Genomic DNA, 26151 nt, shown 5'->3' with positions numbered 1-26151 from the left:
CGCTCCCGCATTATGGCGCGGGGGCTGGGCCCCCCCGCCCGCGGGCCGCGGGGGGGGGGGGGGGGGGGGGCCCCCCCCGCCCCCCCCCGCCCCCCCCCCGGCCCGCGTCAGGCGAGCGCGACCAGGTCCGCGTAGTCCGCGCCCCACAGGTCCTCCACGCCGTCCGGCAGCAGAATGATCCGCTCCGGTTCCAGCGCGTGGACGGCGCCCTCGTCGTGGGTGACGAGGATGACCGCGCCCTTGTACGTACGCAGCGCTCCCAGGATCTCCTCACGGCTGGCCGGGTCGAGGTTGTTCGTCGGCTCGTCCAGCAGCAGCACATTGGCGGAGGAGACGACCAGGGTGGCGAGCGCCAGCCGGGTCTTCTCGCCGCCGGAGAGCACCCCGGCGGGCTTGTCGACGTCGTCGCCGGAGAAGAGGAAGGAGCCCAGCGTCTTGCGGACGTCGACCAGATCGAGGTCGGGCGCCGAGGAGCGCATGTTCTCCAGGACGGAGCGCTCCGGGTCCAGGGTCTCGTGCTCCTGGGCGTAGTAGCCGAGCTTGAGGCCGTGGCCGGGGGTGACCTGCCCGGTGTCCGGTGTCTCCACCCCCGCCAGCAGACGGAGCAGGGTGGTCTTGCCGGCGCCGTTGAGGCCGAGGATGACGACCCGGGAGCCCTTGTCGATGGCGAGATCCACGTCCGTGAAGATCTCCAGCGAGCCGTACGACTTGGACAGGCCCTCGGCGGTGAGCGGTGTCCTGCCGCAGGGGGCGGGCTCGGGGAAGCGCAGCTTGGCGACCTTGTCGGCCTGGCGTACCTGCTCAAGGCCGGAGAGCAGCCGCTCGGCGCGGCGGGCCATGTTCTGCGCGGCGACCGTCTTGGTGGCCTTGGCGCGCATCTTGTCGGCCTGCGAGTTCAGGGTCGCGGCCTTCTTCTCGGCGTTGGCGCGCTCGCGCTTGCGGCGCTTCTCGTCCGACTCGCGCTGCTGCTGGTAGAGCTTCCAGCCCATGTTGTAGACGTCGATCTGCGCGCGGTTGGCGTCCAGGTAGAAGACCTTGTTGACGACCGTCTCGACCAGTTCGACATCGTGGGAGATCACGATGAAGCCGCCGCGGTAGGTCTTGAGGTAGTCGCGCAGCCAGACGATGGAGTCCGCGTCGAGGTGGTTGGTGGGCTCGTCGAGGAGCAGGGTGTCGGCGTCGGAGAAGAGGATGCGGGCCAGCTCGACGCGGCGGCGCTGACCGCCGGAGAGCGTGTGCAGGGGCTGGCCGAGCACCCGGTCGGGCAGGCCGAGCGCGGCGGCGATCGTGGCGGCCTCGGCCTCGGCGGCGTAACCGCCCTTGGTGAGGAACTCGGTCTCCAGGCGCTCGTACCGCTTCATCGCCTTCTCGCGGGTGGCGCCCTTGCCGTTCGCCATCCGCTCCTCGTTCTCGCGCATCTTCTTCAGCACGGAGTCGAGGTCGCGGGCGGAGAGGATGCGGTCGCGGGCGAGGACGTCGAGGTCGCCGGTGCGCGGGTCCTGCGGGAGGTAGCCGACCTCACCGGAGCGGGTGATGGTGCCGGCGGCGGGGATGCCCTCGCCCGCGAGGCACTTGGTGAGGGTCGTCTTGCCGGCTCCGTTACGGCCGACGAGGCCGATGCGGTCGCCCTTGGCGATACGGAACGAGGCGGACTCGATGAGGACGCGGGCGCCGGCGCGCAGCTCTACGCCGGTTGCGGTGATCACGGAAAGACTCCAGGGCGGTATGGACGGCGGAAGAGGGCAGGCGGAGGGATTCTTCGACGCCGGCTAATGCACAAGGAGAAATGCCATACGGGCCAGTCTAGCGGGGCGGCGCGACTGCTGTGCCGGGACGGGCCCCCGCGACGGCGGGCCCGGGACGGCGGCGCGCGGGGGCGGGGGCCGGGCGTCGGTATCCTCCGTCCCGCGCCGGACCTCACCGGCGCGGGAGCGAGAGTGGTGGGGCATGCAGTTCGACGACGACGCGGGGCTGGACACGTCGGAGGTCCAGGACGCGCGCGGCAGCCGGATTCCGGGGGGCGGGCTCGCGGTGGGCGGCGGGGCGGCCGGGCTCGTCGTCCTGCTGATCGCCCTCTTCCTCGGGGTCGGCCCCGAGCAGCTCGGTCTGTCGTCGGACGGTTCGAGCTCCTCGGCGGGGACGGCACCGGGCGCGGGCGCCTCGGCGGGGACGGACGAGAAGTGCCGCACGGGACGGGACGCCAACACCCGGGAGGACTGCCGGATCGTCGCGGTGGTCAACAGCGTGCAGCACTTCTGGGAGGCCGAGTACCAACGGCGCGGTGAGCGCTACACCAAGGCGCGGACGCGGCTGTTCACGGGCCGTACGGACACCGCGTGCGGGTCCGCGACCTCCGCGGTCGGCCCGTTCTACTGCCCCGCGGATCAGCAGGCCTACATGGACCTGGGGTTCTTCGAGGAGCTGCGGACGAAGTTCGGCGCGAGCGGCGGGCCGTTCGCCCAGGCGTACGTGGTGGCCCACGAGTACGGTCACCACGTGCAGCACCTGATGGGCACGCTGGCCCGGTCCCAGGACGGCAGGCAGGGGCCGGACAGCAACGCGGTGAAGGTGGAGCTCCAGGCGGACTGCTACGCCGGGGTCTGGGCGCACCACGCGACGACCACGCCCGCCGGGTCCACGGGGCGTCCGCTGCTCACGAAGCTGACCGACGAGGACATCACCGACGGCCTCGACGCGGCGGCCGCCGTCGGGGACGACCGGATCCAGGAGCGGTTCCAGGGCCGGGTCACCCCGGAGTCCTGGACGCACGGCTCGGCGGCGCAGCGCCAGGAGTGGTTCCGTACCGGGTACGCGGCGGGCGACGTGGCGCGGTGCGACACGTTCCGCTGAGCCCCGCCCACGGCGCGTACAGCGCCCCGCCCGGTCGCGGGCGGGGCGCCGTACGCGTCAGGACCCTCCGGTGTGCACCTGGAAGGCGGCCCTGCGCACGGCCTTGGCCAGGGCGGGGTCGGGGTGCGCGGCGGCCAGCGCGACGAGCACCTGGACGGTACGGGGATGGCCCAGGGCCCTGACCTCGGCGAGCAGCGCGGGCACGCTGCCCTGGACCGCGGATTCGAGGTGCCGGACCAGCAGATCGCTCTCGCCGTGGTCGGCGACCGCCGCCGCGGTGTCGACCCACAGCCAGGTCGACTCCTCCCGGGTCAGCACCTCGGAGGCGTCCTCAGGGTCGGCGCCCTCGTACTCGGCCAGCCAGAGCAGCGCGTAGGGCCGCAGGGAGGTGTCGTGGGCTGCGGCCCGCACATCGGCCTCGGCGGGGGCGCCGACCACGCGCAGCGCCTCGAAGGCGAGCCCGCGCAGCAGGGCGTCCTCGCCCCGGGCGACGGTGAGGAGTTCGGTGACCGCGCTGCCGACGGTACGGGCGGCGAGCCAGGCCCTGTACTCGGCGCGGGCCGGTCCCGGGGTGAGCCGGGCGCAGCCGCGCAGCATGTGCTCGGCGGACTGCTCGATGTTGCCCGCCGGGCTCTGGGCGGCGACGCAGATCTGTTCGAGCTTGACCCAGACCGCCCAGCTTCCGAGCGGGGTCAGGGTGGCCTGGCCCTCTCCCCTGGTGAGGGCGCCGACGGCGGCGAGGCCGTCCAGGGCCCAGTCCAGCAGCGGGGGCAGCAGGGCCTCGTCGACCGGGTCGGGGGCCGGTGGCTCGGTGGTGGTGGGGGCCGGGGCGGGCTGCGGGCCGTAGGGGACCTCGCAGCGCCCCTCGTGCAGCTCCGCGACGCGCTGCTGGAGCAGGTCGAGCAGGGTCGGTACGAGCACCGGCCCGGCCGAGAGCTGGAGGAGGGAGAGCACCTGGGGGACGGCCTCGATGACCTCGGCGACCGTCGCGGGCGCGATGTCGGCGGGGCCGGGGTGGACGAGCGACCAGGCGTCGAAGAGGGCGACCCAGCCGCGCTGGACGGCGCTGTCGTCGCGGTCCCACGCCTGGAGCCGCCAGCCGGGGCGCACGGTGCCGTCGTGGAGTTCGACGAGACCGGCCAGCCGGGCCCGGTCCCAGGCGGCGCTGACCTGCTCCGAGGTCAACTCCAGCGCTGTCGCGGCCCGTTCGCGCGCCGCCTCGGTGAGCGGACCCGCTCCGGGGTCCCGGTCGACGGCGGCCCAGCGGGCCACCCGTACCGCGTCGGCCAGTACGGCCCTCGCCTGCCGGGCCAGCTCTGCCTGGGGCGGGGTGCCCTGCGGCGGCCGGGGGGCCGGCCGGCTGCGCCCCTCGGTCACAGCCCGTCGGGCCGTGGTCAACGGCCGCCCGCGGACGAGTCGGAGTGTGGAGTTGCGCGCCAATTGCTCATCAGGCTTTCGGGACGTCACGGGGGCAGTCTTCCCGGTGACTGCCCGAAAGCCCAAACGGAACCCCTTTCGGCGGTACCGGAACGACGGAAGTGGCCCCTCGTGCGCAGCGGTCCCACCGGTGCACGGGAGGCGCCGTACGACTGTTCGGGGAGGTGGGGAGGGTGGCGGTTCGGGGCGCGACGGCGGGTGGCGCGGTGCGCGCGGGGGCGCGAAGGCGGCGCAAGGATTCCAAGCGGAGGCGCGCCGGGTCGGGCCGGGACGCCGTCGCGGGGCCGGTGCCGCAGGAGCCCGGTGCGGCCCCGGTGCTACATGAGCGGGGTGAGGAAGCGGCGGAGTGTTTCCTCGTACCCGTCGGGGTCCGCGTTCCACATGGCCGCGTGCGGGGCGTGCGGGACGGTGTGGAGGGCGATCAGCTCCGGCCGGTGGGCGGCGAGTTCGCGCGAGGGGTTCCAGGACGCCAGCCGGTCGTCGGGGCCGTGGAAGATCAGCGTCGGCACCCGCAGATTACGCGGGTCGGCGGCTTCCAGCAGCCGGTCGCCGTGCAGCCCCGTCCGCCCCTGGGCGGCCCGTACCGCGAGCGGCAGCAGGGGGCCGGGGATCCGGCGGGCGGTGGCCAGCGCCCGCAGGGTGGCCTCCCAGTCCAGCACCGGCGAGTCGAGCACGAGCCCGGCGATGCGCTCGCTGAGGGCGGAGTTCGCGGCGGCGTGCAGCGCCATCGAGGCGCCGGTGGACCAGCCGTGCAGGACCACGCGCTCGGCGCCGAGGCGGACGGCGTGGCGGATCGCCGCGTCGAGGTCGCGCCACTCGGAGTCGCCGAGGTGCCCCAGGCCGTCCGGGGAGCGGGGCGCGCCGGGGTCGCCCCGGTAGGAGATGTCGAGGACGGGCAGGCGCTGGGCCGCGAGGAACTCCATGACGTTCAGGGGGTGCTCGCGGGTGGTGCCGAGGCCGTGCACGGTGATCACCCAGGTGTCGCGCGGCCCCGGCACGAACCACGCGGGGAGGGAGCCGAGTTCGCCCGGGATCCACATGTTCTGGTGGGCGAGGCCCAGGGCGGTCCCGGGGTCGCCGCTGTGCACCTGCGGGGTGAGCCGGACGCGCCGCCCCGGCACGAGGGCGCCGCGGGTGACCCGTTCGAGGCGGCGCACCACGGTGTCGGCCGGGTGCGGGACACCGTCCAGGACCGGTCCCACGACGGCGTGCACGCCCGTCCCCTCGATCCCGTACGTTCCGGGGCGCAGGGAGGCGAGCGAGCGGGTCAGGGTGACCTGGCCGGCGGCCGTGGCGTGCACGGTGATCCTGGGGTCGCTGGGCAGGGGCCGCCCCGGCGGTGCCTTGAGCGCGGCATCGCTGGCGTACCGGCCGGCGGCGACCGCAGCCGCGCCGACCCCGAGCACTGTGGTGACGGCCGCTGCCGTCGCTGTAGCCGGGCGCACGCTCCCAGTGTCACCACCCGCGCCGGACCCGGCCAGCGGGCGGGGGCCGTCGGGGGCGCGGGACGGGCCCCGCCGCGCCGCGGCCTCGTCCCCGCCGCCGGATCCGATGCCGTCGGGGGCCCCGGCGCCGTCCGGCGGGTCAGCCCCGCTGGCCGTAGCCGCGCAGCTTCTCCCCCACCTCCCGGACCTGCTCCTCCGTGAGCAGCGAGGGCCGGTGTCCCGGGACCGCGCTCGCCGTGAGCCACAGGTGGCACATCCATTCGAGCTGAGCGGTGCGGTCGTACGCCTGGGCGAGGGTGTCGCCGTACGCCACCGTGCCGTGGTTGCGCAGCAGGCAGGCCGTGCGGTCCACCAGGGCCTCGCACATCCCGCGGGCCAGCTCCGCCGAGCCGTACAGCGCGTACGGGGCGACGCGGACCGGGCCGCCGAGGGCCGCCGCCATGTAGTGGATCAAGGGGAGTTCGGGGACGAGGGTGGAGACCGCGGTGGCGTGCACGGCGTGGGTGTGGACCACGGCCGTCGCGGACGTGTCGCGGTATACGGCCAGGTGGAGCGGGAGTTCGCTGGTGGGGGCGAGGGTGCCGAGGACCTGCCGTCCCGCGAGGTCGACCGCGATCGCGTCGCCGGGTGCGAGCCGGTCGTACGGCACTCCGCTCGGGGTGACGAGGACCAGGTCGCCGACCCGGACCGAGACATTGCCCGAGGTGCCGACGACCAGCCCCTCCGAGGCCGTTCTGCGGGCGGTGGCGACCAGCTCCGCCCAGGCCCGTTCCAGATCGTCCCGTCCGGTCGCCGGTTCGCCCGCTCCGGTCGCCGATTCGCTTGGTACGCCGGTCAGTTCGCCGTGTTCGCCGGTCCGCTCATCCGTCATACGCCGATCCTGCCAGGCGCCGCCGGGATCTCCACGGAGTGGGTCACTCCGTAGACCCACCCAGTTCATCTTCCGTTCACCCTGACTCCTTACGTTCACCGAGGCCACCGACGTCGAACGATTGCCTGGGTCCTGGGTCAATGGAACACATCACGCTGCTGCTCGCGATCGTGATCGTGACAGCTCTCGTGTTCGATTTCACGAACGGTTTCCACGACACCGCCAACGCGATGGCGACGACCATCTCGACCGGCGCTCTGAAGCCCAAGGTCGCGGTGGGCATGTCCGCGGTCCTGAATCTCGTCGGCGCGTTCCTGTCCGTGGAGGTCGCCAAGACGATCTCCGGCGGGCTCATCAACGAACAGGGCATCAGAACAGAAGTGATCTTCGCGGCGCTCGTCGGCGCCATCCTGTGGAACCTCTTCACCTGGCTGCTCGGACTCCCGTCCAGCTCCTCCCACGCGCTCTTCGGCGGCCTGATCGGCGCCACCCTGATGTCCGTCGGCGCCTCCGGCGTCAACGGCGGGGTCGTGGTCACCAAGGTCCTGATCCCCGCGCTCGCCGCTCCCGTGGTCGCCGGACTCGCCGCCCTGCTGGCGACGAAGCTGACGTACCGGATCGGTCGCGGTACGGACGACAAGGCCACCGCCAAGGGGTACCGGGCCGGGCAGATCGCCTCCGCCGGGCTCGTCTCCCTCGCCCACGGCACCAACGACGCGCAGAAGACGATGGGCGTCATCACGCTCGCCCTGGTCACCGGCGGCGTCCTGGCCCCCGGCTCCAACCCGCCCCTGTGGGTGATCGTCTCCGCGGGCGTCGCGATCGCCCTCGGCACGTACCTCGGCGGCTGGCGCATCATCCGCACCATGGGCACCGGCCTCACCGACCTCCAGCCGCAGCAGGGCTTCGCCGCCCAGACCAGCGCCGCGACGGTCATCCTGGCCTCCTCGCACCTGGGCTTCTCGCTCTCCACCACGCAGTCCTGCTCCGGCGCCGTGATGGGCGCGGGACTCGGCCGCAAGGGCGGAGTGGTGCGCTGGTCCACCGCGACCCGGATGTTCGTCGCCTGGGGGCTGACGCTGCCGGCCGCGGGACTGGTCGCCGCCGGCGCCGAGTTCCTGACCGGCCAGGGCACCTGGGGCATCACCGTCGTCGCGATCCTGCTGGTCGCCGGCTCCGCCGGGATCTGGCTCGCCTCGCGCCGCCGCCCGGTCGACCACACCAACGTCACCGACGAGCCCGCCACCACCGGCTCCGCCGCCGAGCCGGCCGGGGTGGTCACCACCGCCATGGCGGCCGTCACCCCGCCTCCCCCGGCGGGCGCCCCCGGCCAGGACCTCTCGGCCACCATCCCGGCCCCCGCGGCCACCGCCCCGGACCAGGCCGAACCGGCCCGCCCCGCCACGGTGTAAGGAAACGACCCCATGGACATCGACTGGGCAGCACTCGCCTCCGTCTTCGGCGTCAGCCTCGTGGCGACCGTCGCCCTCGTGGGCCTGTTCACCCTGGGCATCGTGGGCCTCGCCAAGCGCGGCTCCACGGCCGCGCCGGGACCGGCCTCCACCTCGGCCGCCGCCTCCACCCCCGCCACCGGCCCCGCGCCGCTCGCGGCCCGTGCCGGCGCCTACCTGTGCTTCGCGCTCTGCGCCGGGGCCGTCGCGTACGGGATCAGCCTCATCGTGGCCTGAGCCCACGAGCACCACGCCCCAGGAGCCCCGCATCGGCCGACCGGCCCGATGTGGGGCTCCGCACACTGTCCCGTCGCAGGTCAAGGATGAGTTGACGGGTGTTGCGGAGCGTGGTGGACTTCCGGGGCCATTGACGACGGCAGCAGAGGAAGCCGGTGCGAATCCGGCGCGGTCCCGCCACTGTCACTGTGAGCATGCCTCCAGGAGCCAGGAACTCTCGCCGTCGTACTCCGAACGTCGAACCGGGGCGCGGACCCTGAGTGAGGACACTTCGCCATGCCTGGCTGCGGTTGTGCCGCGCGGGGCGGCTCAGCCGCCCCTGCCGCCGAGCGGGTCTTCGCGTACGGCGCCGCCCTCGGCCTGCTGGGCGACCGGCTCTTCGGCGATCCGCGCCGGGGCCATCCGGTGGCCGCCTTCGGACGGGCCGCCGGGGCCGTCGAGCGCGCGCTGTGGCGCGACCACCGCGGCTGGGGCGCGCTGCACACCGTGCTCTGCGCCGGAGGCGCCGCCGGGGCCGCGGCACTGGCCGCCACCGCGGTACGCCGCAGCCCCGCCGCCTCCGTGGCGCTGACCGCCACCGCCACCTGGGCCGTCGTCGGGGGCGCCTCGCTGGGCCGTGAGGCGCGGACCGTGGGCGCCGCGCTGGCCGCCGGGGACCTCGAAGCCGCCCGGCGGCGCCTGCCGCATCTGTGCGGGCGCGACCCGTACGCCCTGGACGAGGCGCAGATCGCCCGCGCCGTCGTGGAGTCCGTCGCCGAGAACACCTCCGACGCCGTCGTGGGCGCCCTGGTGTGGGGCGCGGTCGCCGGGGTGCCGGGGCTCGCCGGGTTCCGGGCCGTGAACACGCTGGACGCGATGGTGGGTCACAAGAGCGAGCGGCACCGCCGGTTCGGCTGGGCCTCGGCCCGGCTCGACGACGTCGCGGGATGGCCGGGGGCCCGGCTCACCGCCGCGCTGGCCGTCGCCGCCGGGCCCGACAGACGCGGCGCGCTGCGGGCCGTACGGCAGGACGCGCACCGCCATCCGAGCCCCAACGCGGGCCCGGTGGAGGCGTCGTTCGCCGGGGCGCTGGGGGTACGGCTCGGCGGGACGCTCGCGTACGGCGGGCGCGTGGAGCACCGCCCCGTCCTGAACGCCGCGGGACGCCCGGTCGGGGTCCAGGACATCGAGCGCGCCGTGCGGCTGGCCCGCCGGGTCAACGTGCTCGCTCTCGCGGTCTGTGTCACGGGCCGTCTCGGGTACGGCGCGGTGCGCGCGGCCCTCACCACCAGGAGGCGCGGATGAGCCGGAACAGCGGGGGCACGGGGCTCGGCGGAGGGCTGCTGATCGCGGGCACGACCTCCGACGCGGGCAAGAGCGTCGTCACGGCGGGGATCTGCCGCTGGCTGGCGCGCCGGGGGGTGAAGGTCGCGCCGTTCAAGGGCCAGAACATGTCGCTGAACTCGTTCGTGACCCGCGAGGGCGCGGAGATCGGGCGCGCCCAGGCCATGCAGGCGCAGGCCGCGCGCGTGGAGCCGACCGCGCTGATGAACCCCGTCCTGCTGAAGCCGGGCAGCGACCGCAGCAGCCAGGTGGTGCTGATGGGCAAGCCGGTCGGCGAGCTGAGCGCCCGCGGATTCTTCGGAGCGCCCGGCGGGCCGGCCCCCGGGAGGACGCTGCACGGCGGCGGCCGGGAGGCGCTGCTCGAACCCGTACTGGCCTGCCTGGCGGAGCTGCGGTCCACGTACGACGCCGTGATCTGCGAGGGCGCCGGCAGCCCCGCCGAGATCAATCTGCGCCGTACCGACATCGTGAACATGGGGATCGCACGGGCCGCGCGGCTGCCGGTGGTCGTGGTCGGGGACATCGACCGGGGCGGGGTCTTCGCCTCCTTCTTCGGGACGACCGCGCTGCTCGGCCCGGAGGACCAGGCGCTGGTGGCCGGGTATCTCGTCAACAAGTTCCGGGGCGATGTCTCGCTGCTGGAGCCGGGGCTCGACATGCTGCGCGGGCTGACCGGGCGGGCGACGCTCGGGGTGCTGCCCTTCCGGCACGGTCTGGGCATCGACGAGGAGGACGGGCTGCGGATCTCGCTGCGCGGTGGCGCCCGCGAGTCGGTGGTGGCTCCCCCGTACGGCGCGGACGTGCTGCGGGTCGCGGTCTGCGCCGTACCGCTGATGTCGAACTTCACCGATGTGGACGCGCTGGCGGCCGAACCCGGGGTCCTGGTGCGGTTCGTGGACCGGCCCGAGGAGCTGGTCGACGCGGACCTGGTGATCGTGCCGGGCACGCGCGGCACGGTGCGGGCGCTGGCGTGGCTGCGGGAGCGGGGCCTGGCCGACGCGCTGGCCCTGCGGGCCGCCGAGGGCCGCCCCGTGCTGGGGATCTGCGGCGGCTACCAGATCCTCGGCGAGCGGATCCACGACGAGGTGGAGTCCCGGGCGGGTGAGGTGGCCGGGCTCGGACTGCTGCCCGTACGGGTCAGGTTCGCGCGGGAGAAGACCCTCGCGCGGCCTTCGGGAGTGGCCCTCGGCGAGCCGGTCGAGGGGTACGAGATCCACCACGGCGTCGCGGACGTGCGCGGCGGGGACGCCTTTGTCACGGACCCGGCGGGGCGGGCGCTGGACGGCTGCCGGGTCGGCGCCGTCCAGGGCACGCACTGGCACGGGGCGCTGGAGAGCGACGCCTTCCGGCGGCGGTTCCTGGCGGAGGTGGCGCGGACGGCGGGCCGGCGGTTCGTCCCCGCGCCGGACACCGGCTTCGGCGCGCTGCGCGAGGAACAGCTCGAACTCCTCGCCGACCTCGTCGAGGAGCACGCGGACACGGCCGCGCTGCTGCGCCTGATCGAGGAGGGCGCCCCGGCCGGACTGCCGTTCATCCCTCCGGGAGCCCCGTGAGCACGGTGGGTCCGAACACGGTGGGTCCGAACACCGTGGGACCGAACACCGTGGGACGCCGTCCGGTCACCGATGAGTCATTCGAAGGAGCGATCAGCCTATGAGCACCCCCTTTCCGTTCACCGCCGTGGTGGGGATGGACGATCTGCGGCTCGGCCTGCTGCTGAACGCGGTCAGTCCGGCGGTCGGCGGCGTTCTCGTACGGGGTGAGAAGGGCACGGCGAAGTCGACGGCGGTACGGGCGCTGGCCGCCCTGCTGCCCGAGGTGCCGGTGGTGACGGGGTGCCGGTTCAGCTGCGACCCGGCGGCGCCGGATCCGCGGTGCCCGGACGGGCCGCACGGGGACACGTCCGGCGCGGCGCGCGCCGCGCGGATGGTCGAGCTGCCGGTGGGCGCGTCGGAGGACCGGCTCGTGGGGGCGCTGGACATCGAGCGGGCCCTGTCGGAGGGCGTGAAGGCGTTCGAGCCGGGGCTGCTCGCGGACGCGCACCGCGGGGTGCTGTACGTGGACGAGGTCAACCTGCTCCACGACCACCTCGTGGACCTGCTGCTGGACGCGGCGGCCATGGGCGCCTCGTACGTCGAGCGCGAGGGCGTCTCCGTACGGCACGCCGCGCGCTTCCTGCTCGTCGGGACGATGAACCCGGAGGAGGGCGAGCTGCGGCCTCAGTTGCTGGACCGCTTCGGGCTGACCGTCGAGGTCGCGGCGTCGCGCGAGCCCGATCAGCGGGTGGAGGTGGTGCGGCGGCGGCTCGCGTACGACGACGACCCGGCCGGGTTCGCGGCGCGCTGGGCCGGCGAGGAGACCGCGCTGCGCGAGCGGATCGCCGCGGCGCGCGCGCTGCTGCCGACCGTGTGCCTCGGGGACACGGCGCTGCGCCAGATAGCCGCGACCTGCGCCGCGTTCGAGGTGGACGGAATGCGCGCGGACATCGTGATGGCGCGGACGGCGACGGCGCTGGCGGCGTGGGCGGGCCGTACGGACGTCACCGCCGACGACGTGCGGCAGGCGGCGCTGCTGGCGCTGCCGCACCGCAGGCGCCGTAACCCCTTCGACGCGCCGGGGCTCGACGAGGAGAAGCTCGACGACACGCTGGAGGAGTTCCGGGGCGACGAGGACCCGGATCCCGACGGGCCCGAGGGCCCCGACGACCCCGACGGGCCGGGCGGCGGGGGCGGACAGCCGCCGCAGGGCGGCCCGGAGACACCCGACACGCCCGCGCAGGACGCTCCCGCGCACGACGACACGCCCGCGCCCCAGGAGTCGGACGCCCCGCAGGAGGCACCGCCCGAGCCCGCGGGCGGGCAGCCGCGCGCCGGGGCCGGTGAGCAGTCCCCCGTACGGTCCGCCGAGCCGTTCCGCACGAAGGTGCTGAGCGTGCCGGGGCTGGGCGAGGGTGCGGCGGGGCGCCGCTCCCGGGCCCGTACCGAGCGGGGCAGGACGACCGGTTCGCGGCGGCCCAGGGGCACGCTGACCAAGCTGCATCTCGCCGCGACCGTACAGGCGGCGGCGCCGCACCAGCGGGCGCGCGGGCGCAGCGGGCCCGGTCTGCTGGTGCGCGGGGACGATCTGCGGCAGGCGACCAAGGAGGGGCGCGAGGGCAATCTGGTGCTCTTCGTGGTCGACGCCTCCGGTTCGATGGCGGCGCGGCGGCGGATGAGCGCCGTGAAGGGCGCGGTGCTGTCGCTGCTGCTCGACGCGTACCAGCGGCGCGACAAGGTCGGTCTGATCACCTTCCGGGGGAAGGACGCGGAGCTGGCGCTGCCCCCGACGTCCTCGGTGGACGCGGCGGCGGCCCGGCTGGAGTCGCTGCCGACGGGCGGGCGGACCCCGCTGGCGGCCGGGCTGCTGAAGGCGCACGACGTGCTGCGGGTGGAGCGGATGCGGGACCCCGCGCGGCGTCCGCTGCTGCTGGTGGTGACGGACGGGCGGGCGACGGGCGGCCAGGACCCGGTGGCGCTGGCGGCGCGCGCGGCGCGGCTGCACGCGGCGGACGGGACGGCGTCGGTGGTCGTGGACTGCGAGGCGGGTCCGGTACGGCTCGGGCTGGCCGGCTCGCTCGCCGGTGAGCTGGCGGGCACGGCGATCACCCTGGACGAGTTGCGGGCCGACAGCATCGCCGGGCTGGTCAGGGACGTACAGCAGAGGAGTGACGGACCCCGCGAGGGTTACGTCACCGGGGACCCCAGGAGGGCCGCGTAATGCCGCAGGGACAGCCGGAGAACGTACCGGACGACGGTCTCACCACCCGCCAGCGCCGCAACCGCCCGCTGGTGCTCGTCCACACGGGCACCGGCAAGGGCAAGTCGACGGCGGCGTTCGGGCTCGCGCTGCGCGCGTGGACGCAGGGGTGGCCGATCGGGGTCTTCCAGTTCGTGAAGTCCGCGAAGTGGAAGGTCGGCGAGGAGCAGGCGCTCAAGGTGCTCGGGGCGAGCGGCGAGGGCGGCTCGGTCTCCTGGCACAAGATGGGCGAGGGCTGGTCCTGGGTGCAGCGCGACGCGCAGTTCTCCAACGAGGAGGCGGCGCGGGAGGGCTGGGAGCAGGTCAAGCGCGATCTGGCGGCCGAGACGCACAAGCTGTACGTGCTGGACGAGTTCGCGTACCCGCTGCACTGGGGGTGGGTGTCGACCGACGAGGTGATCGAGGTGCTGCGGAACCGGCCCGGCACCCAGCACGTGGTCATCACCGGCCGCAACGCGCCCCAGGAGCTGATGGACTTCGCCGACCTGGTCACCGAGATGACGAAGGTCAAGCACCCGATGGACGCGGGGCAGAAGGGGCAGAGGGGCATCGAGTGGTGAACGTCCCGCGTCTGGTCATCGCCGCGCCGTCCTCCGGAAGCGGGAAGACGACGGTCGCGACGGGCCTGATGGCGGCGTTCTCGGAGCGCGGTCTCGCCGTCTCCCCGCACAAGGTCGGCCCGGACTACATCGACCCCGGCTACCACACCCTGGCCGTGTCGACGGGGTCCACGGGGTTCTCGGGGGGCTCGGGGGGCTCGGGCTCAGCGGGCTCCTCCGGCGGCCGTGCGCGTCCCGGCCGCAACCTCGACGCGTACATGTGCGGCCCGGGGCTGATCGGGCCGCTGTTCGCGTACGGCGCCGCGGGGTGCGACCTGGCGGTCGTCGAGGGCGTGATGGGGCTGTACGACGGCGCCTCGGACCAGGGCGAACTGGCCTCCACGGCCCAGGTGTCGAAGCTGCTGCGGGCGCCGGTGGTGCTGGTCGTGGACGCGTCGTCGCAGTCGCGTTCCGTGGCGGCGCTGGTGCACGGCTTCGCGTCCTGGGACCCGGAGGTGCGGATCGGCGGGGTGATCCTCAACAAGGTCGCCACGGACCGGCACGAGCGGCTGCTGCGCGACGCGCTGGACGGCTGCGGGGTGCCCGTCATGGGGGTGCTGCGCCGTACGGACCAGGTCGGGACGCCCTCGCGCCATCTGGGCCTGGTGCCGGTGGCGGAGCGGCGCGCCGACGCGCTCGGCGCGCTGGCGGAGCTGGCGGGGCGGGTACGGGCCGGGTGCGATCTGGAGGCGCTGCTGGCGCTGGCGCGCAGCGCGCCCGAGCTGACGGCCGAGGCGTGGGACCCGGGGGTGGCGCCGGTCGTGGCACCGGGCGCCCCCCGGCCGGTGATCGCGGTGGCCGGCGGGCCGGCGTTCACGTTCTCGTACGCGGAACACAACGAGCTGCTGACGGCGGCCGGCGCCGACGTCGTCCCCTTCGACCCGCTGCGGGACGAGGCGCTGCCCCCGGACACCCGGGGGCTGGTGATCGGGGGCGGCTTCCCCGAGGTGTACGCGCCGGAGCTGTCCGCCAACGAGCCGCTGCGCAAGGCCGTGGCGGAGCTGAGCCGCACGGGTGCGCCGGTGGCCGCCGAGTGCGCCGGGCTGCTCTATCTGGCGCGCTCCCTGGACGGGAAGCCGATGTGCGGGGTGCTGCCGGCCGACGCCCGGATGTCGGGGCGGCTGACGCTGGGCTACCGGGAGGCGGTGGCGATCGGCGACAGCGCGCTGGCGGCGGCCGGGACCCGGGTACGGGGCCACGAGTTCCACCGTACGGTGCTGGAGCCGGGGGCCGGGGCGGAGCCGGCGTGGGGTCTGGTCCATCCGGAGCGCCGGGTGGAGGGATTCGTCAGCGGCGGCGTCCACGCCAGCTATCTGCACACGCACTGGGCGGCGACGCCGGAGATGGCGCGCCGGTTCGTGGCACGGGCGGCGCGGGTGGTGGCCGGGGACGGACGGTGAACGCCGTCCCGGCGCGGGGGTCAGCCGGCGACCCCGACCACCAGCCAGATGAATCCCACGCCCAGGACGGTGCACAGGAGCGTGGAGCGGGCCGGGTGGTCGTGGTGCGCCTCGGGCAGGATCTCGGCGGCGGCGAGATAGAGCAGCACGCCGCCGAAGAACCCCAGATAGCTGCCGAGCAGTTCCTCGGGGAGCGTGAAGAGCAGCGTGGACGCGGCGCCGACGACCGGTGCGAGGGCGTCCGCGACCAGCATGGCGACGGCCCGGCGGCGGGCGTTCCCGTACAGGCTGGTGATCGTGTACGTGTTGAAGCCGTCGGCGAAGTCATGGGCGATGACGGCGAGCGCCACGGCGGTCCCCATGCCGCCGCCGACCTGGAAGGCGGCGCCGAGGGCGATGCCGTCCATCAGGCTGTGGCCGACCATGGCCGAGGCGGCGGTCAGCCCCACCTGGGGGACGCGCCCGTCCCTGCCGGGGCCGTGGCCATGGGTGTGACCGGGCCCGGCGGGGCCGTGCGGGTCGCCGCCGTGGGCGGCCTGGCGGACGGCGAGGAGCCGTTCGACCAGATGGGCGACGAGGAAGCCGCCGACGAAGAGCAGCAGCGCGCGCGGCACCCCCAGGAACTCCTCACCGGCGGCGTGCAGCGCCTCGGGCAGCAGGTCGAGGCCGACCACGCCGAGCATCAGCCCACCGGCGAGTCCCAGCACGAGATGGCGCCGGTCGGTGACGCGCTGCGCCGTCCAGCCGCCGAACAGCGTCATGAGGAACGCGCCGAGCGCGACGAAGACCGCCATGCGCCCCTGCATAGCCGATCGGACCGGTCCCGCGCACATCAGGAACCGGGCGCGGCGCTGGTGGTGGGGGTCGGCGCGCGCGACGGCGCCCCGGTGGCGGAGGTGCTCGGGCTGATCGAGGAGACGCTGCGGGCGGCGGGGCTGGCACCGTCCCGCGTCGTCGCGCTGGCGACCGTCGAGGCCAGGGCGGGGGCGGCGGGGATCACCGGGGCCGCGGCGCGGCTCGGGGTACCCGTACGGGGGTATCCGGCCGCGGTGCTCGCCGGGATCGCCGTACCGCATCCCTCGGCGACGGCGCTCGCGGCGGTGGGCACGGCGTCCGTCGCGGAGGCGGCGGCGCTCGCGGGCGGCGGGGAACTGCTCGTGCCGAAGAGAAGGTCCCGGCCGGTTTCCGGCCCGGCGCGGGTCACCTGCGCGGTGGCGTACAGGGGCCAGTCGGAGTGGAACGGGCCGGGGAGGAAATGATGTCGGTGTCGTCCGTGCCCTCCCGGCCCTCCGGCCGGCCGGGACCGTCCCGTCCATCGAGAGCAGAGTGAACCGTGAGCATGGCACTCCACCAGCGGGGACCGTGGCCCGGGCAGTCGGCCGTACGGTCCTGTCGAGCCGCCTCCATATCCGATGATCACACCAGCGGTGACCGCCATGTCTACGCGCGCTGACCACTACGACCTGCGCCATCACGGCGACGCGGAGATCCTGGACTGCGCCGCCGGCCTGGTCGACCTCGCGGTCAATGTCCGTACGGGCACGCCTCCGGGCTGGCTGCGGACGCGCATCGCCGACTCGCTCACCGGGCTCGCCGCCTACCCCGACGGGCGGGCGGCGCGCGCGGCGGTCGCGGCGCGGCACGGGCTGCCGGTGGAGCGGGTGCTGCTGACGGCGGGGGCGGCGGAGGCGTTCGTGCTGCTCGCGCGGGCGCTGCCGGCGCGCAGGCCCGTCGTCGTCCATCCGCAGTTCACGGAGCCGGAGGCGGCGCTGCGGGACGCGGGGCACACGGTGGGACGGGTGCTGCTGCGGGCGGGCGACGGCTTCCGGCTCGACCCGGCGGAGGTGCCCGAGGACGCCGATCTGGTGGTGATCGGCAACCCGACCAACCCGACGTCCGTGCTGCACCCGGCCGACACGATCACGAAGCTGGCCAGACCGGGCCGGACACTGGTGGTGGACGAGGCGTTCATGGACGCGGTGCCGGGCGAGCCGGAGGCGCTGGCGGGACGGACGGACGTACCGGGGCTGGTGGTGCTGCGCAGCCTCACCAAGACCTGGGGGCTGGCGGGGCTGCGTATCGGGTACGTGCTGGCGGAGCCGGGGACGGTGGCCGCGCTGGAGCGCGTCCAGCCGCTGTGGCCGGTCTCGACCCCCGCCCTGGCGGCGGCGCAGGCGTGCATGGAGCCCGCCGCGCTCGCGGAGGCGGAACGGGCGGCGCGCGGGATCGTGGTGGAGCGCGCGCATCTGCTGGCGGGGCTCGCGGAGTTCGAGGAGGTACGGGTGGTGGAGGCCGCGGAGGCCCCGTTCGTCCTGGTCGGCATGGACCGCGCGGACGCGGTACGCGCCCGGCTCCGCACCCTGGGCTTCGCGGCCCGCCGGGGCGACACCTTCCCGGGCCTGGGCCCCCGGTGGCTCCGCCTGGCGGTCCGGGACCGCACGACGACGAACCGTTTCCTCCAGGCGCTCGACCAGGCGCTCACGGCGGTCGGGGGCTGAGCGGGTCGGCCGGGCCGGGCGCGAAGCATACGTCTTCGCGCCCGGTACGCGGGGAAGGGCGGTCAGCGCCGGGCGCGCGACTTCCTCGTCAGGGCCAGCGCGCCACCGCCCGCCGCGAGGAGGGCTGCCGCGCCGGTGACCAGATAGGGCGTGGCGGAGCTGCCGCCTGTCTCGGCCAGTCCGACCGGCTCGGGTTCGGCGGCGTTCTGCGGGACCGTTCCTGCCTGTTCCGGCTTCGCCGGTGCCTGCGCCTCGGGCGTCCCGGACGGCTCCGGCCGCTCCGGCACCGCGGGCGCCTTCGGGGACTCGCAGGTCGCCTCGGCGAGCGTGAGCGTGCCCTCGACCTCGGCGACGTTCAGCTTCAGCGGGTTCACCGAGACCTTGAGGCCGAGCGCCGTCGCGGCGGCCGTGCGGGAGGTGGTGTGCGTCGTCGACAGGTCGAGGGTCACCTCACCCACGCCCGGCACCTCGACCCGCGTCGGGCCGCCCGCCGAGAGCGTGACCTTCTTGCCGAGCACGGTCACCTGCCCCAGCAGATTGGACGCGGCGACCGGCCGCTTCCCGGCCTCGCAGACCGCGCTGGAGGTGACCTCCTCGATCTCGACGAGCGAGAGCAGCGGAAGCCCGGGGACATGGACCTTCGCATGCGCGAGCCGGGTGGCCCCCTCGGCCCGGTGCTCGTCGGCGGTCGCCTTCGCCGTGGCGACATCCGCCCGCAGCACACTGAAGGGCCGCCCCTGGTCGACCCCCTCCAGATCGACGGAGAGCGCCGTCCGCTCGGCGCTGCCCGGTGCGCGGACCTCGTTGAGCGCAGCCCTCAGCGGGACGTCGACGGTCTTGTTGAGCAGGGAGACATCGAGCCCGGTCCGCAGCACGACCGCGCTCGCCCGCCCCGTACCGCCCTCGCCCGGCCCCTCGGTGGCACCCGCCGGCACGGCGAGGAGCACGGGGCCCGCCGTCAGCGCGGCTGCGGCCATGACGGCGGCGGCGCGGTGGCGGCGTGCGGGCATGCGGAAGGTGTTGCTGTTCAAGAGAGTGGAACCCCCACAAGAGAATCTGACGTCGCCGTCCTGCCTGCTCGGGGACGCGAGACAGCGGCAGCGGCGACCGGGACACCGGAATCTTTACGCACTGAGAGTGAACTGGCGAGCACCTGAAGTTAGTTCACCCTAAAGTGGGGTTTTCGGGTCCAAATTCGATTCTTCTGGCACGGGCGTTCCCGCCGGTCCCCCGAACGGCCGGGGGCGCGGGAGCGCGAGGGGGCTCCCTGCGGCTCTCCGCCCCGGGCACGGGGAAGGGCATATGAGAACCTTCAACGACAGACTCGGGCGACACGTCACGCCCGGTCAATCCGGCACCTCAGAGGCAAGCAGGGACGCCCACCCCGCACGGAGAGGGCCGACGCGATCGCTCAGCGCCCGTCGACCGCGGCCCCCTGTTGGGCCAGCAGCAGTGCCGGCGGACCGCCCTGGAGCAGGAAGCACCCCTGGGCGGCAGCCTGGATCGCCTCGGCCACCGGCAACCAGGTCAGCTTGAAGTCCGCTTCGTCCGGCATGAGTTGTCGCGCTCCGCACGTGAGACCCTCGGCCAGGAAGAGGTGGATACGGGCGGAAGAGTCCAGGGTGATGGCGTACGAACCGAGGGGGCGCCAAGTGTCGGCGGTGACGCCGGCCTCCTCGCGCAGCTCGCGCCGCGCACACTCCTCGGGTGTCTCCGCGCCCTCCCGGCGCCCGCCGGGCAGGAACATGTACTCGCCGCCGTGCCGCGGGAATTCGGCGATCAGGACAGCCACTTCGCCGTCCACATCTCGGGCCACGACGACGGAGGCGTCGCGCATCGTCGGCTGCTGGGATGTGTCGGTCATGGCCCGGGAGCGTAGCCGCCTCCCTTTGCCCCGTCGCGACGGCGACAGCCCCGGCCATCCGGCTCCGGACCTGATGTTCAGGACGCGGCTCAGCTCCCACCCTCGGCCGGTCGCTGGTGCCCGCACGGCACCGGGCCGCCGTCCTTGTCGAAGACCTCGGCATCACCAGCCGAGTTCACCCAGACCGTGACGCCTTGACCATGCACGACCACGTTGAACGGCGACTGCTCCGGGGCCGACCCGGTCACCACAGTGAACTCTTCCCCCCGGTCGCATCCAGTGTCGGTTCCCCACGGCTCGACCCACAGGCACAGCATGCTGCCGGTCTCGTTGCTCACGCTGGTCCTGGACACGCCCGTGCCCAACCAGCAGCACGAGGGGCCGGACAAGTCAGTACCTGTTTTCGAAGTCCTCCGGTGGAGTTCGCCCGGCTCAGATTCGAACGGACACCCATCGAGTTGGGTGCTTGATGGCTTCTGTAGCCTGCTGCCAGCCGTGTGTCGGGGGGAGCTGGCGTGGTGAACATCCTGTCCGTGGCCATCGGTGCTGGTTTCGGCCTCATAGGGGCTGTGTTCGGGGCTTGGTTCACTGCGCGCCGGCAGGACCGTATGTGGCTGCGCGAACAGAAGCTGAAAGCCGGGGTCGGCTTCAACACGGCCGTGGTCCAGCTCATCGACTACCTCCGGGAAACACGGCTGAGTGACGACGGTGCCGGGGCCAACGAACTGGTGAGCCGGATGCAGGAAGCCCGGTCAGCCCTCTACCTGCTATGCGCCGACGACACCGTCGATCTCGCCGACGCTCTCGCTCGTCGGGTCTGGAGCTCCCGGCCCAGCGAGGGCAGGGACGATCGCAGGGCCGAGCACAGGGAAACGGAGGATCTGCTACGCCGCTTCACCCATCAGCTCCGGCAAGAGATCGCCAGGACGTAGTCTCAGCTGGTTCTTCGATTCGAACAGGGCTGTCTGAGGCCGCGTTGGCGGGCAGCGCGAGATGTCCGGCTCTCCGGCGGGTAGCCGGGCGGGAATGAGAAAGTGGGCCAGAAGACGGCCTTGAGGAGAGTGAAGGTGGCGGGGCTGACCGGCCTCGCCGCTGGGATCAGTCCCGGTTCGCTTCGCGGGAGTCAGGCTGGCCGCTTCGGCGGGATGACCGGCGGGTGATTCGCCTGGTCATCAAGGTGATCGCGGCCCAGGTGATCAGAGCTTCGGAGTGCTGGATCAGCCGCTCGTAGTCTCTCGCGTGACGGCGGGCATGCATGATCCAGGCCAGGGACCGTTCGACGACCCAGCGGCGGGGCAGGATCACGAAGCCGGGGGTGTTCTTCGGCCGGCTGACGGTTTTCAGGGTGAGTCCGAGGTGTCTTTTCGACCAGGTCACGAGCTGTCCGGCATAGCCGGAGTCGGCCCAGGCGATCGTGATCTCGGGGTGCATGAGCCGCAGCCGGAACAGGACTTCCTTCGCCGCGTCGCGGTCGGTCATGTCGGCCGGGGTGACCATGACGAACAGCGGCAGGCCCTTCGTGTCGAGGGCATCGGGCAGAGCCAGCCGTCAGCGGCCTCGCCGGTCCTCGCGGTGATGATCCGCGCCACCCGCTGAGCCGCATGGGTGGTCAGCCGACCACATGCCCGTCCAGGACGATCCGCCGCGGCGCCGCCAGGACCCGTACGTCCGTCCTCGGGTCCTCGTCGTACACCACGAGGTCGCCCGGAGCGCCCTCCTCCAGGGACGGGCGGCCCAGCCAGGTCCTCGCTCGCCAGGTGGCCGCGGAGAGTGCTTCCAGGGGTGGGATGCCGGCCTTCGTCAGTTCCGTGACCTCGTCGGCGACCAGGCCGTGGGCGAGTCCGCCGCCCGCGTCGGTGCCGACGAAGACCGGGATGCCCGCGTCGTGGGCCGCGCGCACGGTGTCGTAGCGGCGCTCGTACAGCCGGTTCATATGTGCCGACCAGCGCGGGAACTTCTCCTGGCCGCCGGCCGCGAGCGCGGGGAACGTCGCGATGTTGACCAGCGTCGGGACGATCGCGACCCCGCGTTCCGCGAAGAGCGGGATGGTGTCCTCGGTGAGCCCGGTGGCGTGTTCGACGCAGTCGATGCCCGCTTCGACCAGGTCGCGCAGGGAGGACTCCGCGAAGCAGTGAGCCGTGACGCGGGCGCCCAGCCGGTGGGCCTCGGCAATGGCCGCCTCGGCCTCGGCGCGGGGCCAGCAGGCGGTCAGGTCGCCCGCGTCGCGGTCGATCCAGTCACCGACGAGCTTGACCCAGCCGTCGCCGCGCCGGGCCTCCCGGGCGACGTAGGAGACCAGGTCGGCGGGTTCGATCTCGTGGGCGTAGTTGCGGATGTAGCGGCGGGTCCTGGCGATGTGGCGGCCCGCTCTGATGATCTTCGGGAGGTCCTCGCGGTCGTCGATCCACCGGGTGTCCGCGGCCGACCCCGCGTCCCTGAGCAGCAGGGCGCCCGCGTCGCGGTCGGTGCGCGCCTGCTGTTCGCTGGTCGCCTCGTCGACCGCGCCGTGGCGGTCGAGGCCGACGTGGCAGTGCGCGTCGACGAGACCGGGCAGTGCCCAGCCGTGGACCGTACGGACGTCCCGGGCGCCGGTGGGCCGGTCGAAGGTGATCCGGCCGCCCACCACCCACAGCTCGTCCCTGACGTCCTCGGGGCCCACGAGCACCCGTCCCGTCACCCGCAGCACCGTGTGATCACTCATGGGCAGCACTGTACGAGGCCGTGAGTACCCTCGACCGCGAGGGATTCCCCCTCCGCCGCCACCCCGAAGAGAGCACCGCCGTGACACATCCGCTGCTGGACCTGCCCCCGCTGACCGCCGCGCACTTCGCCTCCGTCGAGCGCCGGGTGGCCGCCCTTCTCGCCACCGGGAACGATGTCGTGCTCACCCAGGGCGAGGCCCTGCTCCCGCTGGAGGGGTGCATCAGGAGCGGCGCCCGGCCCGGCTCGACCGCGCTGAACGTGGTCACGGGCCCCTACGGGCAGACCTTCGGGAACTGGCTGCGGGACTGCGGCGCGACGGTCGTGGACCTGGAGGTGCCGTTCCACACCGCGGTGACCGCCGCCCAGGTGGAGGCGGCGCTCGCCGAGCATCCGGAGATCGACTTCGTCTCGCTGGTGCACGCCGAGGCGGCGACCGGCAACACCAATCCGGTGGCCGCGATCGGTGAGGTGGTCCGGGCGCACGGCGCGCTCTTCATGCTGGACGCCGTCGCCTCGGTGGCCGCCGAGCCGCTGCTGACCGACGCCTGGGGCGTGGACCTGTGCGTGATCGGCGCGCAGAAGGCGATGGGCGGGCCCGCCGGGGTCTCGGCGGTCGCGGTGAGCCCGCGCGCCTGGGAGCGGTTCGCGGCCAATCCGCGGGCGCCCCGGCGCTCGTACCTCTCGCTGCTCGACTGGAAGGAGCGCTGGATCGACGCCGGGCGCGTCGCGCTGCCGCACGCCCCCGCCCAGTTGGAGACGCTGGCGCTGGAGGCGTGTCTGGAGCGGATCGAGACGGAGGGCCTGGCGGCGACGGTCGGGCGGCACGCCGCCGCCGCTGCCGCCACCCGGGCGGGCGCGCTGGCGCTCGGGGGCGGTCTGGGGCCGTTCGTCCACGAGGCGGCGCAGGCCGCTCCGGTCGCCACGACGCTCCGTACCCCCGCCGGGGTGGACGCCACCGAGCTGGTCACGAAGGCGCTGGCCGCCGATCCTTCGCTGCCGCTCGTGGCGGGTGGAGGGGCGCTGGCCGCCGAGATGATCCGGGTGAACCACTACGGGGTGCACGCGACGCCCGAGGCGGTGCGCTCCTCGCTCGCGGCGCTGGGGGCCGTGCTGGCGGGCGCCGGCGTGGCCGTGGACCCGGCGGGGGCCGCCCGGGCCGCCGACGAGGCGTGGGCCCGCACCCGTACGGAGTAGTGCGCGTTCCCGTACGGAGCACACGGGCCCGTACGGGAATTAAGGAAATACTAAATAGGCGATGAATTAACGAATACGGGAAGCTCTTTTATCGCACACAGCTTCCCGTATTCGTCTGCCCGCTTTTCCATGGCCTAAACGCCCGGGTTTCCAAGGTTCCACGGAAGCGATTCCGACCGGTCTCGCGAGCGTTACGGACATGTGACCGACCCCACAAAGACGGCCTATTTGCCTGAATATTTCCGGACATAATACACCTGCATTCGGGGGGTCCGCCACTGCGTCCGCGCCCGCGCGATAACACAGAAGCGCATGGCACCCAACCCCTGCCGAAGATGCATCTTCCTCATTCGCTCGGTAAATTTAATTTCTATGACCGCCGCACAAGCAGACCTTGCAGGCGCCCGAAGCGAATTCAACCGACCCCTGACGATCGACGCACCACGAGTGGAGGACGGGGCCGCGATCTGGCGCATCGCCCGCGACTCCGAGGTCCTGGACCTCAACTCCTCGTACAGCTACCTGCTCTGGTGCCGGGACTTCGCCGCGACCTCTCTCGTCGCGCGCGACGACGGAGGAGCCCCGATCGCCTTCGTCACGGGGTACGTCCGGCCCGAGCGTCCCGAGGCTCTGGTCGTCTGGCAGGTGGCCGTCGACGCGAGCCACCGCGGACGCGGACTCGCCGGCACCCTGCTCGACGAGCTGACCGTCCGGACCGCCGAGGAACTGGGCATCACGGCCATGGAGACCACCGTGACCCCGGACAACACCGCGTCGGACCGTCTGTTCACCACGTTCGCGGCCCGCCACGGCGCGGAGCTGGAGCGCGAGGTCCTCTTCGACGGCGGGCTGTTCCCCGACGGGGTGCACCAGCCCGAGGTGCTGTACCGCATCGGCCCGCTCGCCCCCTGAGCGGGCCCGGCCCCTGCTCCGTGCGCGCGCACGCCGCGCCCACGCCGCACGTACCACCGTGCCCCGCACGTACCACCGTGCCCCGCACGCACCACCGTGCCCGAGCAGGCAGGCCCCCGTACACCACCCCTCGGCGTACGCGCGACGCGCACGCCTCCGCCCCACCCCCACCGGCTGGAGACCCCCATGACCATCACCCCGCCCGCACTCAGCGTCTTCGAGACCATCGAATCCGAGGTACGCAGCTACTGCCGCGGCTGGCCCGCCGTGTTCGACCGCGCGCAGGGCGCCCGGCTGACCGACGAGGACGGCCACAGCTACCTGGACTTCTTCGCCGGTGCCGGCTCACTCAACTACGGGCACAACAACCCGGTGCTGAAACGCGCGCTGATCGACTACATCGAGCGTGACGGCATCACCCACGGCCTCGACATGGCGACAACCGCGAAACGCGCCTTCCTGGAGTCCTTCCAGAACGTGGTGCTCCGGCCGCGCGACCTGCCGTACAAGGTGATGTTCCCCGGCCCCACCGGCACCAACGCGGTCGAGGCCGCCCTCAAGCTGGCCCGCAAGGTGAAGGGCCGCGAGTCGATCGTCTCCTTCACCAACGCCTTCCACGGCATGTCGCTCGGCTCGCTGGCCGTCACCGGCAACGCGTTCAAGCGCGCCGGGGCCGGTATCCCGCTGGTGCACGGCACGCCGATGCCGTTCGACAACTACCTGGACGGTCAGACGCCCGACTTCCTCTGGTTCGAGCGACTGCTGGAGGACCAGGGCTCCGGCCTGAACAAGCCCGCCGCCGTGATCGTCGAGACGATCCAGGGCGAGGGCGGCATCAACGTGGCGCGCCCCGAGTGGCTGCGCGCGCTGGCCGAGCTCTGCCACCGCCAGGACATGCTGCTGATCGTCGACGACATCCAGATGGGCTGCGGCCGTACCGGCGCCTTCTTCTCCTTCGAGGAGGCCGGCATCACACCGGACATCGTCACGCTGTCGAAGTCGATCAGCGGGTACGGACTGCCCATGTCGCTCTGCCTCTTCAGCCCCGAGCTGGACGTCTGGGAGCCCGGTGAGCACAACGGCACCTTCCGGGGCAACAACCCGGCGTTCGTCACCGCCGCCGCCGCGCTGAACACCTACTGGGCCGACGGCCAGATGGAGAAGCAGACCATCGCCCGCGGCGAGCAGATCGAGCGCGCGCTCCACGCGATCCGCGCCGAGTCCACCGGCGACGTGCCCGACATCCGCGGCCGCGGACTGGTCTGGGGCGTCGAGTTCGCCGACAAGACCCGCGCGTCCGCCGTCTGCGCCCGCGCCTTCGAGCTGGGGCTGCTGCTGGAGACCTCGGGCCCGCAGAGCGAGGTCGTGAAGCTGCTCCCGCCGCTCACCATCACCGCCGACGAGCTGGACGAGGGGCTGCGGACGGTGGCCCGCGCGGTCCGCGACACCTCCTGACCCCGTCGGCCCCGGCACACCCCACGAGCCCCCCGCCCGCGGGGGGGGGGGGGGGGCGCCAGCCCCCGCCCGCCCCCGCGCCGCCCGCAGCACACAACACCCATCAGAGCAGGAGAG

General features: G+C 73.7%; 23 protein-coding genes, 1 pseudogene and 1 riboswitch. Of the genes and pseudogenes, 14 read left to right on the top strand and 10 right to left on the bottom strand.

Annotated features, from left to right (window positions below):
• Positions 1-107: 107 nt before the first annotated feature.
• Positions 108-1706, bottom strand: coding sequence for a ribosomal protection-like ABC-F family protein (gene abc-f, locus ACFXPK_RS17105; RefSeq protein WP_384997040.1), 1599 nt, complete (start codon positions 1704-1706; stop codon positions 108-110).
• Positions 1707-1947: 241 nt separating this feature from the next.
• On the opposite strand from abc-f, the gene ACFXPK_RS17100 reads away from it, so the two are divergent.
• Positions 1948-2850, top strand: coding sequence for a neutral zinc metallopeptidase (locus ACFXPK_RS17100; protein ID WP_385076068.1), 903 nt, complete (start codon positions 1948-1950; stop codon positions 2848-2850).
• A gap of 57 nt (positions 2851-2907) precedes the next feature.
• Here ACFXPK_RS17100 and ACFXPK_RS17095 read toward each other — a convergent pair whose 3' ends face one another.
• From ACFXPK_RS17095 to ACFXPK_RS17085, 3 genes are all read right to left on the bottom strand, one after another.
• Complete coding sequence (locus ACFXPK_RS17095; protein ID WP_384997036.1) at positions 2908-4227, bottom strand: hypothetical protein; 1320 nt, start codon at positions 4225-4227, stop codon at positions 2908-2910.
• 377 nt (positions 4228-4604) lie between these two features.
• The gene (locus ACFXPK_RS17090) at positions 4605-5732 is read right to left on the bottom strand and encodes an alpha/beta hydrolase (protein ID WP_385076065.1); all 1128 of its coding nucleotides are present in this window, start codon (positions 5730-5732) and stop codon (positions 4605-4607) included.
• 139 nt (positions 5733-5871) lie between these two features.
• Positions 5872-6603 (bottom strand): class II aldolase/adducin family protein, encoded by a 732-nt coding sequence (locus tag ACFXPK_RS17085; protein WP_384997032.1) that lies wholly within the window; start codon positions 6601-6603, stop codon positions 5872-5874.
• Positions 6604-6743: 140 nt separating this feature from the next.
• Here ACFXPK_RS17085 and ACFXPK_RS17080 point away from each other — a divergent pair, with 140 nt between their 5' ends.
• The 7 genes from ACFXPK_RS17080 to ACFXPK_RS17050 all read left to right on the top strand — a co-directional run bounded on the left by ACFXPK_RS17080 (position 6744) and on the right by ACFXPK_RS17050 (position 15408).
• Positions 6744-8015, top strand: coding sequence for an anion permease (locus ACFXPK_RS17080; RefSeq protein WP_384997030.1), 1272 nt, complete (start codon positions 6744-6746; stop codon positions 8013-8015).
• A 12-nt stretch (positions 8016-8027) separates the two neighbouring features.
• Positions 8028-8291, top strand: a complete 264-nt coding sequence (locus ACFXPK_RS17075; RefSeq protein ID WP_385076061.1) for a hypothetical protein — start codon at positions 8028-8030, stop codon at positions 8289-8291.
• Between the two features lie 120 nt (positions 8292-8411).
• Positions 8412-8531: riboswitch (cobalamin riboswitch) on the top strand.
• 36 nt (positions 8532-8567) lie between these two features.
• Positions 8568-9575 carry a cobalamin biosynthesis protein gene (locus ACFXPK_RS17070; RefSeq protein ID WP_385076058.1) on the top strand — a complete coding sequence of 336 codons (1008 nt, stop codon included), beginning with the start codon at positions 8568-8570 and terminating at the stop codon, positions 9573-9575.
• Positions 9572-11167 carry a cobyric acid synthase gene (locus ACFXPK_RS17065; protein WP_385076055.1) on the top strand — a complete coding sequence of 532 codons (1596 nt, stop codon included), beginning with the start codon at positions 9572-9574 and terminating at the stop codon, positions 11165-11167. The genes ACFXPK_RS17070 and ACFXPK_RS17065 overlap by 4 nt, the downstream gene beginning before the upstream one ends.
• A gap of 100 nt (positions 11168-11267) precedes the next feature.
• Positions 11268-13370, top strand: a complete 2103-nt coding sequence (locus ACFXPK_RS17060; protein WP_385076053.1) for a putative cobaltochelatase — start codon at positions 11268-11270, stop codon at positions 13368-13370.
• Positions 13370-13969, top strand: a complete 600-nt coding sequence (cobO, locus tag ACFXPK_RS17055; RefSeq protein ID WP_329826232.1) for a cob(I)yrinic acid a,c-diamide adenosyltransferase — start codon at positions 13370-13372, stop codon at positions 13967-13969. The genes ACFXPK_RS17060 and cobO overlap by 1 nt, the downstream gene beginning before the upstream one ends.
• Positions 13963-15408 carry a cobyrinate a,c-diamide synthase gene (locus tag ACFXPK_RS17050; protein ID WP_385076050.1) on the top strand — a complete coding sequence of 482 codons (1446 nt, stop codon included), beginning with the start codon at positions 13963-13965 and terminating at the stop codon, positions 15406-15408. The genes cobO and ACFXPK_RS17050 overlap by 7 nt, the downstream gene beginning before the upstream one ends.
• A 20-nt stretch (positions 15409-15428) precedes the next feature.
• Here ACFXPK_RS17050 and ACFXPK_RS17045 read toward each other — a convergent pair whose 3' ends face one another.
• Positions 15429-16202 carry a ZIP family metal transporter gene (locus tag ACFXPK_RS17045; protein ID WP_384997018.1) on the bottom strand — a complete coding sequence of 258 codons (774 nt, stop codon included), beginning with the start codon at positions 16200-16202 and terminating at the stop codon, positions 15429-15431.
• 60 nt (positions 16203-16262) lie between these two features.
• Here ACFXPK_RS17045 and ACFXPK_RS17040 point away from each other — a divergent pair, with 60 nt between their 5' ends.
• Positions 16263-16667, top strand: coding sequence for a cobalamin biosynthesis protein (locus ACFXPK_RS17040; protein ID WP_385076047.1), 405 nt, complete (start codon positions 16263-16265; stop codon positions 16665-16667).
• A gap of 177 nt (positions 16668-16844) precedes the next feature.
• A complete protein-coding gene (cobC, locus tag ACFXPK_RS17035; protein ID WP_385076044.1) occupies positions 16845-17906 on the top strand; it encodes an Rv2231c family pyridoxal phosphate-dependent protein CobC in 1062 nt (353 codons plus the stop codon).
• A 62-nt stretch (positions 17907-17968) separates the two neighbouring features.
• On the opposite strand, the gene ACFXPK_RS17030 is transcribed toward cobC, so the two are convergent.
• From ACFXPK_RS17030 to ACFXPK_RS17020, 3 genes are all read right to left on the bottom strand, one after another.
• A complete protein-coding gene (locus tag ACFXPK_RS17030; RefSeq protein ID WP_385076041.1) occupies positions 17969-18937 on the bottom strand; it encodes an SCO1860 family LAETG-anchored protein in 969 nt (322 codons plus the stop codon).
• A gap of 380 nt (positions 18938-19317) precedes the next feature.
• Complete coding sequence (locus ACFXPK_RS17025; protein ID WP_385076039.1) at positions 19318-19770, bottom strand: NUDIX domain-containing protein; 453 nt, start codon at positions 19768-19770, stop codon at positions 19318-19320.
• 89 nt (positions 19771-19859) lie between these two features.
• A complete protein-coding gene (locus ACFXPK_RS17020) occupies positions 19860-20108 on the bottom strand; it encodes a hypothetical protein (RefSeq protein WP_385076036.1) in 249 nt (82 codons plus the stop codon).
• Between the two features lie 177 nt (positions 20109-20285).
• Between ACFXPK_RS17020 and ACFXPK_RS17015 the strand changes: the two genes are divergently transcribed.
• The gene (locus tag ACFXPK_RS17015) at positions 20286-20702 is read left to right on the top strand and encodes a hypothetical protein (protein ID WP_364979169.1); all 417 of its coding nucleotides are present in this window, start codon (positions 20286-20288) and stop codon (positions 20700-20702) included.
• A 220-nt stretch (positions 20703-20922) separates the two neighbouring features.
• Here the strand turns inward: ACFXPK_RS17015 and ACFXPK_RS17010 are convergent.
• Positions 20923-21297 (bottom strand): annotated as a pseudogene (locus ACFXPK_RS17010) (transposase); the annotation flags it as partial.
• Between the two features lie 82 nt (positions 21298-21379).
• Positions 21380-22471 carry an amidohydrolase family protein gene (locus ACFXPK_RS17005; RefSeq protein WP_384997010.1) on the bottom strand — a complete coding sequence of 364 codons (1092 nt, stop codon included), beginning with the start codon at positions 22469-22471 and terminating at the stop codon, positions 21380-21382.
• Positions 22472-22551: 80 nt separating this feature from the next.
• Here ACFXPK_RS17005 and ACFXPK_RS17000 point away from each other — a divergent pair, with 80 nt between their 5' ends.
• The 3 genes from ACFXPK_RS17000 (at position 22552) to ectB (ending at position 26034) form a co-directional block, all read left to right on the top strand.
• Positions 22552-23667, top strand: coding sequence for a pyridoxal-phosphate-dependent aminotransferase family protein (locus tag ACFXPK_RS17000; protein ID WP_384997052.1), 1116 nt, complete (start codon positions 22552-22554; stop codon positions 23665-23667).
• 372 nt (positions 23668-24039) lie between these two features.
• Positions 24040-24579, top strand: a complete 540-nt coding sequence (gene ectA, locus ACFXPK_RS16995) for a diaminobutyrate acetyltransferase (protein ID WP_384997008.1) — start codon at positions 24040-24042, stop codon at positions 24577-24579.
• Positions 24580-24765: 186 nt separating this feature from the next.
• The gene (gene ectB, locus ACFXPK_RS16990; RefSeq protein ID WP_384997007.1) at positions 24766-26034 is read left to right on the top strand and encodes a diaminobutyrate--2-oxoglutarate transaminase; all 1269 of its coding nucleotides are present in this window, start codon (positions 24766-24768) and stop codon (positions 26032-26034) included.
• Positions 26035-26151: the final 117 nt, after the last annotated feature.

This window comes from Streptomyces sp. NPDC059142, assembly GCF_042755665.1.
In the GTDB taxonomy this organism is placed as follows: domain Bacteria; phylum Actinomycetota; class Actinomycetes; order Streptomycetales; family Streptomycetaceae; genus Streptomyces.
Note: the sequence above shows the minus strand (reverse complement) of the source record. Positions and strands in the feature narration are given on the sequence as shown.